At 40.7% G+C, this 484-nt stretch carries 1 protein-coding gene; it reads right to left on the reverse strand.

The features are described from left to right. Positions 1–484 (reverse strand): hypothetical protein (locus J5M57_RS28245; protein WP_207938511.1); only part of this gene is annotated, 484 nt, incomplete at both ends.

The following is a 484-nucleotide window of genomic DNA, read 5'->3' on the forward strand; positions in this document are numbered from 1 at the left end:
TCATGTACCATTCAGCTTTAAAGCCTTGCCAGCCCCTTTCTATCCAAACAAGTAGGATTTGTTCTAAGGCGTGACCTGTTTTGGCTTGTACTTCATCAATTTGCTTTTTAGCGATATTCCAAGCTGAAACACTAAGCGGTGATTTTTTAGCTTTACGAAGTGCTAAAAGGTCATGCCAAGTTTGGTCTGATACGTCACAAGGTTTTTCCAATGATGCCGATTTTGGTTTTTGTTTTTTTGGTGTGCTGCTACTAGATTCATTGATAGATTCATTGGTAGGTTTACTGATAGGTTTGGGTGCAGCATTTTCACCATTAGATAGTGAATCATTTGCACTACCTAGTGCAGCATTTGCACCACCTAGTGAATTAGCTGCACTAGTGCGAGATTTGCACTTTGTTTTCACGGCCTGTTTGCCATTACGCAAAGTGAGATGATAGTTATTGCTAAAATTCTTGCTTTCGGCCGCGTTGTAGCGTTTCTC

The sequence above is a fragment of the Pseudomonas sp. 86_A genome, from assembly GCF_017491705.1.
In the GTDB taxonomy this organism is placed as follows: Bacteria; Pseudomonadota; Gammaproteobacteria; order Pseudomonadales; family Pseudomonadaceae; genus Aquipseudomonas; species Aquipseudomonas koreensis.